We start from the raw sequence: 9,264 nt of genomic DNA, 5'->3' as shown, positions 1-9,264 counted from the left end.
GTTCGTCTCCTCTCGTGCTTAGTTATAGGTCACCCACTACAGTTGACATAGAGCCTATAAAAAGCAGTTGCACAACTGCAACTGCTTTTCTATTCTTGCATGGTGTAACCGACACCACGCACTGTTTTAATGTAGCTTTTCTGACCTTTTACATCCAGCTTGCTACGTAGATAACGGATATAAACATCCACGATATTGGTTTCTGTCGCACTTTCGTACTTCCAAACACTTTCCAACAACTGCTCACGAGTCAAGACTTTCTTGCTTCCCATGAGAGTAGCCAGAAGGTCATACTCACGGCGCGTCAGAGCAATCATCTCCTCGCCACGATAAACGGTATGATGTTCTACATCCATACGTAGGCTGCGGTAAGACGTTGGAACCTTCATCTGACTACAGTGTTGGTCAATGAAGTCCCGACCTCGGAAAATCGATAAAATACGAGCTACTAGATTATCAATAATCACTGGCTTATAGATGTAAGAAACGGCGAAGCGCTGGATTGTCTCAATCTGGTCTTGCAATTCTTCTCGATGGTCCAAGACCATAATCACTGAGGCTGGTTTTGTCCGACTCAGCTTGTCTGCAAAATCCTGGGCCGTCATATCCCCCAGATGAGCATTCAGTAAAATCAAGTCATAGTCCGTCTGGAGAGCCATGGAAAGGGCTTTTTGCCCCTCCTCTACCAAATCGACTCGGTATTGCTCTTTTTGGAGTTCCAGACTGAGAAAATGAGCTAGATTTCGTTCTTTCTCAAGTAATAAAATCCGTTTCCCCATGGCAGACCTACTTATTTTTCGTCATACCAAGAGTAGTGGAATGTTCCTTCTTTATCTTTACGTTGGTAAGTGTGTGCACCAAAGTAGTCACGTTGCGCTTGGATCAAGTTAGCAGGAAGGTCAGCTGAACGGTAGCTATCAAAGTAAGTGATGGCAGCTGAGAAAGTTGGTACTGGTACACCAGATTGAACAGCAAGAGCTACGATATCACGAACTGCTTGTTGGTACTTGGCAGTGACATCCAAGAAGTATTCATCCAAGAGAAGGTTTGCAAGGTCTGCATCACGGTTGTAAGCATCTGTAATCTTTTGCAAGAAACGTGAACGGATGATGCATCCATCGCGCCAGATAGATGCGATATCTGCAAACGGCAAGTTCCAGTTGTTTTCTTTAGAAGCTACACGCAATTGGGCGAAACCTTGTGCGTAAGAGATAATTTTTGAGAAGTAAAGGGCTTGACGGATCTTTTCAATCAACTCAGCCTTGTCTCCTTCAAATTTGAAAGCAGCTGGTTTTGGAAGGACCTTGCTAGCATGTACACGCTCTTCTTTGTATGTAGAGATGTAGCGAGCAAACACTGACTCAGTGATGAGTGACAATGGCACACCAAGGTCAAGAGATGATTGGCTAGTCCATTTACCAGTTCCTTTGTTTCCTGCAGCATCCAAGATGTAGTCTACGATTGGTCCATCTTGACCTTCATCATCTTTACGGCTCAAGATATCAGCTGTGATTTCAATCAAGTAGCTGTCCAACTCTCCCTTGTTCCACTCAGTAAAGATTTCAGCCATGTCTTCTGCAGAAAGGCCAAGCAAGTGTTGCATCAAGTCATAGCTTTCTGCGATCAATTGCATGTCACCATACTCGATACCGTTGTGGACCATTTTCACATAGTGACCAGCTCCATCAGGACCGATGTAAGTCACACATGGTTTGCCATCTTCTGGTGCTTTAGCTGAGATTTCTTCAAGAACATCAGCAACCAATTCGTAGGCTTCTTTTTGTCCGCCAGGCATGATAGAAGGACCTTCAAGGGCACCTTTTTCACCACCAGAAACCCCGGTACCGATAAAGTTGATACCTGAGTTTGCTAGTTCTTCATTACGACGGATAGTATCTTTGTAGAAAGTGTTTCCTCCGTCAATCAAGATATCTCCCTTGTCAAGGTGGGGAAGAAGAGCTTGGATAGTTGCGTCTGTACCAGGTCCAGCTTGAACCATCAGCATGATACGACGAGGTTTTTCGATTGAGTTTACAAAGCTTTCAACGTCATAGCTTGGCACAAAGTTCTTTTCAGGATGGCAAGCAATTACGTCTTCTGTTTTTTCTTTACTACGGTTGTAAATGGCAACTGTATAACCACGAGATTCGATATTTAGGGCAAGGTTACGACCCATTACGGCCATACCAACGACACCAAAGTTAGCTTTTGTCATGTGACACTCCTCTTGTTTAATATGTTTTATTTTATCATTTTTACCTATGAAAGGAAAGAATTTTGTAACGGAGTCCTAGTAGTCCAAGTCATCTGCATGACCAGAACCATTCCCTACAAAGTAACCTGTCTTACAGTTGAGGGTGAAGAGATAGGTTCCATCTGGTTTATAGAGGTTGTAATAACCATTTCCGTTTACGATATTGACACGTTCTAGGATGTATTGATTTCCAGTGATATAGCCACGAGCACGTGATGTTGCTAGGACTTGTTCCAATACACCATCCGCAAACGTCCAAGCAGGGTTGTTGCTATCGTCTACAGCTGACTGGTTGTAGGGTACACGACTAGCACTTCTTTGAAGATTAACCCCATCGCCAGACAAACCACCATTTGTGTCTCTAGCTGGTGCCGTAGTGCTAGTTGAAGGTGTCGTACTGCTTGCATTGCTTTCTGTAGCTGAACTTGAGCTTGCTTGACTCGTGCTCGAGCTTGAACTTGAGCTGGAAGCACTGGTTTGTTGGCTCTTGCCAAGACTAATGGCCTTATCCAAGAGTTTGTCTAGTTCTGTGTTCCCTGTCTTGATTTCTGTAAATTTAGCGTCTGCTTTGGCTTTCGCATTGGTATCCAAGACACCGTCAGTGATTGCTGGGCTTTCAAAGAGGGCATTGACATCTTGAATGGCCTTGATTTGAGTTGCTAGGCTATCATATCTTGACTTAGCTAGTGTATAATCACGGCTACCTTCTAACTTATCTAGCAAGGTTTTCAGTTGGCTCAATTTATCAAACTGGCTGTTTTTCAGAGCAGTCTTATTAGCATCTGTATAGAAAGTATCATAGAGATCATTGAAGTCTTTCAAAGATGTTTGTGTCCCTTGATCATCCGAAGAGGCTGCTTGAGAAGACTGGATTTCTTGGTTTGAACGAGATACTTGACGGTAGACATAATATGTTCCAGCAAGCACAAGGATTGCAGCTACTACAGAAGCAATGATGATGATACTTTTCTTCTTAGAGCCTGTTTCAGGTTCTGTTTGAGCCGAACGTGATAGAGGAGTATAAATCTCCTCTTCTTGTTCCTCATTTATTTCCTTGGGATCTGTTTCTGTTAAAACGAGAGGCTCTATTTCAGCATTTTCTTCATCTTGAAGTGGTGGGACAAACTGAGTAGTCTCTTCATTTTCTATCTCTTCAATAGATTCCTCGGAAACCAGGTCTGAATCGTCTACCTGATTAGAAGGTTCACTTGATTCACGAACTTCTTTAATCATTTCCTCTAGGTTTTGAGTAGAAGCTAGCTCTTCTTTTTTAAACTGACGAGTTTCAAACTTGTCGGCTTCGATTTCTTCACGGTGCTGTTTGATGTATTTGTCTAAGATACTGTCCTCAGGCAATACTCCTGCTTCAACCTCTTCATTCTTACGAATGACTTGACCAACAGTCAAGTCTTTTGCTTCGTCAAAGTCGAATTGTGGTTCTTGATGTCCTTTTTTATGACGATCACGTCTTTTCTTACTCATGAGTTCACCTTTCTATTTTACCTCTTGGCGTTTCACACGCTGACCAAAGTATTGATACAAATCCACTTTTAAGGTCCCATTATACAGTTTTCGCTTTTTATCAGCTGGACTTCCGTACTTGCTCTCAAAAGCTTCGTCACTCGTCAGGATAAACTTACTCCACGTTTTCAGTAGTGCAAAGACTTGTCCCATCTCAGCATAGAGCTTGGTAACTCCTGCATCATCAGACAAACGTTCCCCATATGGTGGATTGGAAATGATAACGCCATTAATCTTGTCTGTGCGCAAGTCCTGTACCCGCATTTGCTTAAAGGTAATATCACCTGCGACACCTGCTGCTTGAGCATTTGCCTTGGCAATCTCTACCATGCGAGCATCAATATCACAGCCCATAATGTCCAGCTCAAGTTCACGATCAATTTTCTTAGCCGCCTCTGTGCGAACTTCGTGTATTAACCGATCGCTGACCCAGTTCCATTCCTCAAAAGCAAAGGAACGTCGAAGTCCTGGCGCCATATTTCTAGCAATCATAGCCGCCTCGATACAGAAAGTTCCTGAACCACAGGTCGGATCAATCAAGGGCTTGTCTGGATACCAGTTAGATAGTTGTAAAATGGCCGCTGCCATATTTTCCTTGATAGGAGCTCCACCCTTTTCCGTACGATAACCACGTTTAAAAAGGCTAGAACCTGTCGTGTCAATCATGACAGTTGCCACATCTTTCAGGATAGATACCTCGATCTTAAACTCGGGACCCGTTTCCATCAAGGGAACTCCTTCTGGGCGGGCATAGTGTTTTTGTAATTTCTTCACAACAGCCTTCTTGGAAATAGCCTGAACACTAGGCTCGTTATGAAGTTTAGACTTCACACATTTTGCCTTTGATATCGGGAAACGTGCTCCTAGCGGGAGATAGTTTTCCCAATCTAGAGCAAAAACACCTTGAAAGAGCTCTTCAAAAGTCTTAGCTGGAAAACTTCCGACTACAATCTTGATGCGATCCGCTGCACGAAGCCAAAGATTGGTCTCGATGATTGTCTTCACATCTCCTTGGAAGCGGACACGCCCATTTTCAACCTGGCAATCATAACCAAGGTCTCGCACCTCACGTCCAACGACAGCCTCAAGCCCAGCCGCAGCAGTTGCGATTAAATTAAATTGTTCTTTCATTTCTAGTCTTGCAAGACCTTTCTCTTGTTCACTTTAAAAAATGAGGTTGAGAAAGATTTCTCAGCCTCAACCTATATGCAATTTTCTATAAGCCATGTTTTGTTCCAGAAGTGACTAGGACCACTTCCTTCGATAATCATCTGTCTACCGCTAACAGCATAAATCTGCTAGCAGTCAGAGTACTACGTTCGTTTCCGTGCACTCCATGCCCCGACCAAAATTTGGGTTGCTAGCTTGAGGGGTTTACCGCGTTCCACTCTCTCTGTTTCCAGAAAGACTCCGTCACTGTGGCACTTTCAAGCCTATTCTGACCTATCCGAAGACTTAGCCATTTCGACTGCCGTAACGATTTCTCGTCCCTAGGCTTATGGATTCGCCTAGCACAAACACTACAGGCATCACAGCCTGTGCTAGCATGGACTTTCCTCATGAAAAGAGAACCTCTCCACGCGATTATCCAAAAATTGCACTCATTCCTTAGTCAATTATAAATCTTGGTTGTCTAAGATTTGCTTACCAAATACTTCTTTTTCGAGACGATTTAAGCGTTTCAAAATATCAAAGTTTGTCATTGAAGTAGAAGCTGTTACTTCAATAGAGTCTGGTTGAGTTGGAGCTACCTGTGGTTTATGAGATAATTCTTCCTTCAAATCAGCAATCTCTTGATGAAGGGATTTGACCAAAGCTGCGTAGGTTTCATAGTCCTTAATCACATCGTCTAGGAATTCATCAACCTCTGCTTTGCTGTATCCACGTACTTCACGTCCAAATTCTTGTTCAAAAATATCTTTCGCTGAAAATATAATACTTGCCATGTCTCTCTCCATTCTGGTTTACTAGTATTATTATATAAAAAAAGACAAGTAAAAATCAAGGTCAAAGGCTTACTTTTCAGAAAAATTTTCTACTATTTCATTCAAGTCCTCAAATGTTAATCTTCTTGTAACATAGTCCGCTTGATTTTTCATCATTTGGTAAAAATATCGTAACTTGGTTTCGTTTTCTTCGTCGTAAAAAAGATAACAAGTATCTGTATTTTCCAGCAAAAATTTCTGATAATCACGTAATTGTCCCTTGTGCTCATATTGTGGATAGGCGTATTTGACAAAATCAACCTGCTTGAACTCACTCAATTTCGCTTGATTTGCTTCATTCCAGTTACTACCATGGGTTTCAAAATCAAAAATAGTCGCCAGTTGAAATCCATAGTCTGCTTTCATGTCTTTCGCCACCTGAAGCGCCCAGTACTCAAAACCCAAAGTCCCTGTAAAGACAAGCCAGTTCACCCCATCCTCTGCTAGACGTTCCAGGTCTCTCCGAATGGCTGTTTTGATAATATCAACGCGAATATCCTTATCATTAAAGAGACCAAGGTCGAAGGCTGAATAGCCTAAAATCAAGGCTGATGTCATTTTTAACCCTTTCTTTGTAAATTTATGATATAATAGAGTGATGTTATTGTACCAATAAGGAGAATTATGGTCAACTATCCACATAAAATTTCATCTCAAAAGAGACAAGCACCCCTGTCACAAACTAAAAATTTCGCAAATCGGGGAATGTCTTTTGAAAAGATGATCAATGCTACGAACGACTACTATTTGTCGCATGGGTTAGCTGTTATTCACAAGAAACCGACTCCCATCCAAATCGTACGTGTCGACTATCCCCAACGAAGTCGAGCCAAGATCGTTGAAGCCTACTTTAGACAAGCTTCAACTACTGACTATTCAGGGGTTTATGATGGATACTACATCGACTTTGAAGCAAAGGAAACCAGGCAAAAACATGCGATACCGATGAAGAATTTTCATCTCCATCAGATCCAGCATATGGAACAAGTCCTTGCCCAGCAAGGAATCTGCTTTGTACTCCTTCACTTTTCTTCTCAGCAAGAAACCTACTTATTACCGGCTATTGACCTCATCCGTTTCTATCATCAGGATAAGGGACAGAAGTCAATGCCACTTGGATATATTCGAGAAAATGGATATAGGATTGAGCCTGGGGCCTTTCCTCAAATTCCCTACCTCGACATTATCAAAGAACATTTACTAGGTGGTAAAACAAGATGAACAAACAAACTTTTCTGCGAATAGCTAAGTATGTCAGCATCAGTCTCTTAACTGTATTTATCGCAGCTGTAATGCTTGGTGGAGGTCTCTTCCTCTACTATGTTAGCAAGGCTCCAGAACTTTCTGAAAGTAAACTAGTTGCTACAACGTCAAGTAAGATCTATGATAGCAATGACGAGCTTATCGCTGATCTTGGTTCGGAACGTCGGGTCAATGCCCAAGCAAACGAAATACCGACCGATTTGGTCAACGCTATTGTTTCGATTGAGGACCATCGCTTCTTTAATCACCGAGGAATTGACACAATCCGTATCCTAGGTGCTACCCTCCGAAACCTTCGTGGTGGTGGAGGTCTGCAAGGAGCTTCCACCTTGACACAGCAGTTGATTAAATTAACTTACTTCTCTACGTCAACTTCTGATCAAACCCTTTCTCGTAAGGCTCAGGAAGCTTGGTTAGCCGTTCAGCTAGAACAAGAAGCGACTAAGCAAGAGATCTTGACCTACTACATCAACAAGGTTTACATGTCAAACGGTAACTACGGAATGCAGACAGCTGCCCAAAGTTACTATGGCAAGGATCTCAAAGATTTAAGTATTCCTCAATTGGCTCTCCTTGCTGGTATGCCTCAAGCTCCAAACCAGTATGATCCATACTCGCATCCAGAAGCCGCTCAAGAACGTCGTAATCTCGTCCTCTCTGAGATGAAGGGGCAAGGTTACATTTCAGCTGAGCAATATGAAAAAGCGATTAATACTCCGATTACAGATGGACTTCAAAGTCTAAAATCGGCTAATAGTTATCCTCCATACATGGACAACTATCTCAAAGAGGTAATCGATCAAGTCGAACAAGAAACAGGCTACAACCTCTTAACGACTGGTATGGACGTCTACACCAACGTTGATCCTAAAGTTCAACAACATCTCTGGGATATCTACAATACCGACGAGTATGTCAACTATCCAGATGATGAAATGCAAGTAGCTTCAACGATTGTGGATGTGACAAACGGGAAAGTTATTGCTCAGTTAGGTTCTCGTCACCAATCAAGCAATGTTTCCTTCGGAATTAACCAAGCTGTGGAAACCAACCGTGACTGGGGTTCTACCATGAAGCCTATCACAGACTATGCTCCTGCCTTGGAGTATGACATCTACGACTCAACTGCTTCGATTGTACATGATGTTCCTTACAACTATCCTGGAACAGATACCCCTGTTTACAACTGGGATAGAAGTTATTTTGGAAACATCACCATCCAATATGCGCTCCAACAATCACGGAACGTTACAGCCGTAGAAACCTTGAACAAAGTTGGTTTGGACAGAGCCAAGACCTTCCTAAATGGAATCGGTATTGACTATCCAGATATGCACTATGCCAACGCGATTTCAAGTAATACGACTGAGTCAAACAAAAAGTACGGAGCAAGTAGTGAGAAAATGGCTGCTGCTTACGCTGCTTTTGCTAACGGTGGTATCTACCATAAACCAATGTATATCAATAAAATCGTCTTTAGCGATGGCAGCTCAAAAGAATACGCTGATCCTGGTACTCGTGCCATGAAAGAGACGACCGCCTATATGATGACAGAAATGATGAAGACTGTCTTGGCATACGGAACGGGTCGTGGTGCTTATCTCCCTTGGCTACCTCAAGCTGGTAAGACTGGTACATCAAACTATACAGACGATGAAATTGAAAACTACATCAAAAACACTGGTTATGTAGCCCCAGACGAAATGTTTGTCGGTTATACTCGCAAATATTCAATGGCTGTATGGACAGGTTACTCAAACCGCCTTACTCCTATCGTTGGTGATGGATTCTATGTTGCAGCTAAGGTCTACCGTTCAATGATGACCTATCTGTCTGAGGATAACAACCCTGGCGACTGGACCATGCCAGAAGGCCTCTACCGAAGTGGTGAGTTCGTCTTTAAAAACGGTGCTCGTTCTGCATGGACTGCCCCTGCTCCGCAACAGGCCCCAACACCTGAAAGTTCGAGCTCGACTTCAGAAAGTTCAACTACACAGTCAAGCTCAACTACTCCAAGCACGAATAATAGCGCAAACAATAATACCAATAACCAGCAACCAAATACAACGCCTGGTCAACAAAACCAGAACCAAAATCAGAATCCTCAACCAGCACAACCATAACATTTATCACTCGGTTTTTTCTGGGTGATTTTTTCATAGCACTGTTGCATTTATGTGCTTAACAAAAGCGGCTCTATAATATCTGTAGTGGGTAAAAACCACTATGGAAATTATGGAG

Annotated in this window: 8 protein-coding genes and 1 other RNA gene; 2 read left to right on the top strand and 7 right to left on the bottom strand. The window is 42.6% G+C overall.

Going from position 1 to position 9,264, the window contains the following annotated elements; genetic code table 11:
• Positions 1-89 precede the first annotated feature (89 nt).
• The 7 genes from Q4A91_RS08910 to Q4A91_RS08880 form a co-directional block, all read right to left on the bottom strand.
• Complete coding sequence (locus Q4A91_RS08910) at positions 90-779, bottom strand: response regulator transcription factor (RefSeq protein WP_303214113.1); 690 nt, start codon at positions 777-779, stop codon at positions 90-92.
• Between the two features lie 11 nt (positions 780-790).
• Positions 791-2,215, bottom strand: a complete 1,425-nt coding sequence (gene gndA / locus Q4A91_RS08905; protein WP_303214112.1) for an NADP-dependent phosphogluconate dehydrogenase — start codon at positions 2,213-2,215, stop codon at positions 791-793.
• 75 nt (positions 2,216-2,290) lie between these two features.
• Entirely contained in the window at positions 2,291-3,736 is a 1,446-nt protein-coding gene (locus tag Q4A91_RS08900) for a cell division site-positioning protein MapZ family protein (protein WP_303214110.1), read from the bottom strand.
• Positions 3,737-3,748: 12 nt separating this feature from the next.
• Entirely contained in the window at positions 3,749-4,906 is a 1,158-nt protein-coding gene (locus Q4A91_RS08895; protein ID WP_303214107.1) for a class I SAM-dependent RNA methyltransferase, read from the bottom strand.
• 83 nt (positions 4,907-4,989) lie between these two features.
• An RNA gene (rnpB, locus tag Q4A91_RS08890) (RNase P RNA component class B) lies at positions 4,990-5,371 on the bottom strand.
• A gap of 20 nt (positions 5,372-5,391) precedes the next feature.
• Positions 5,392-5,721 carry a cell division regulator GpsB gene (gene gpsB, locus Q4A91_RS08885; protein ID WP_303214105.1) on the bottom strand — a complete coding sequence of 110 codons (330 nt, stop codon included), beginning with the start codon at positions 5,719-5,721 and terminating at the stop codon, positions 5,392-5,394.
• 69 nt (positions 5,722-5,790) lie between these two features.
• On the bottom strand, positions 5,791-6,318 hold the full coding sequence (locus Q4A91_RS08880; protein ID WP_000199579.1) for a DUF1273 domain-containing protein: 528 nt from the start codon (positions 6,316-6,318) through the stop codon (positions 5,791-5,793).
• A 66-nt stretch (positions 6,319-6,384) separates the two neighbouring features.
• On the opposite strand from Q4A91_RS08880, the gene recU reads away from it, so the two are divergent.
• Together recU and pbp1a are read left to right on the top strand one after the other, a co-directional pair.
• The gene (gene recU / locus Q4A91_RS08875; protein WP_000248756.1) at positions 6,385-6,981 is read left to right on the top strand and encodes a Holliday junction resolvase RecU; all 597 of its coding nucleotides are present in this window, start codon (positions 6,385-6,387) and stop codon (positions 6,979-6,981) included.
• Positions 6,978-9,146: a penicillin-binding protein PBP1A gene (pbp1a, locus tag Q4A91_RS08870; RefSeq protein WP_303214102.1), complete on the top strand. Its 2,169-nt coding sequence runs from the start codon at positions 6,978-6,980 to the stop codon at positions 9,144-9,146. Before recU ends, pbp1a begins: the two co-directional genes overlap by 4 nt.
• The last annotated feature ends 118 nt before the right edge of the window (positions 9,147-9,264 follow it).

Source organism: Streptococcus sp., from assembly GCF_030528045.1.
Taxonomy (GTDB): domain Bacteria; phylum Bacillota; class Bacilli; order Lactobacillales; family Streptococcaceae; genus Streptococcus.
This window is presented reverse-complemented; position numbering and strand designations above follow the sequence as displayed.

Bases quoted from the DNA above. Each gene is read 5' to 3' on its own strand.
- gndA (WP_303214112.1), bottom strand. From the start codon at position 2,215: ATGACAAAAGCTAACTTTGGTGTCGTTGGTATGGCCGTAATGGGTCGT.
- Q4A91_RS08910 (WP_303214113.1), bottom strand. From the start codon at position 779: ATGGGGAAACGGATTTTATTACTTGAGAAAGAACGAAATCTAGCTCAT.
- Q4A91_RS08880 (WP_000199579.1), bottom strand. From the start codon at position 6,318: ATGACATCAGCCTTGATTTTAGGCTATTCAGCCTTCGACCTTGGTCTC.
- pbp1a (WP_303214102.1), top strand. From the start codon at position 6,978: ATGAACAAACAAACTTTTCTGCGAATAGCTAAGTATGTCAGCATCAGT.
- Q4A91_RS08895 (WP_303214107.1), bottom strand. From the start codon at position 4,906: ATGAAAGAACAATTTAATTTAATCGCAACTGCTGCGGCTGGGCTTGAG.
- gpsB (WP_303214105.1), bottom strand. From the start codon at position 5,721: ATGGCAAGTATTATATTTTCAGCGAAAGATATTTTTGAACAAGAATTT.
- recU (WP_000248756.1), top strand. From the start codon at position 6,385: ATGGTCAACTATCCACATAAAATTTCATCTCAAAAGAGACAAGCACCC.
- Q4A91_RS08900 (WP_303214110.1), bottom strand. From the start codon at position 3,736: ATGAGTAAGAAAAGACGTGATCGTCATAAAAAAGGACATCAAGAACCA.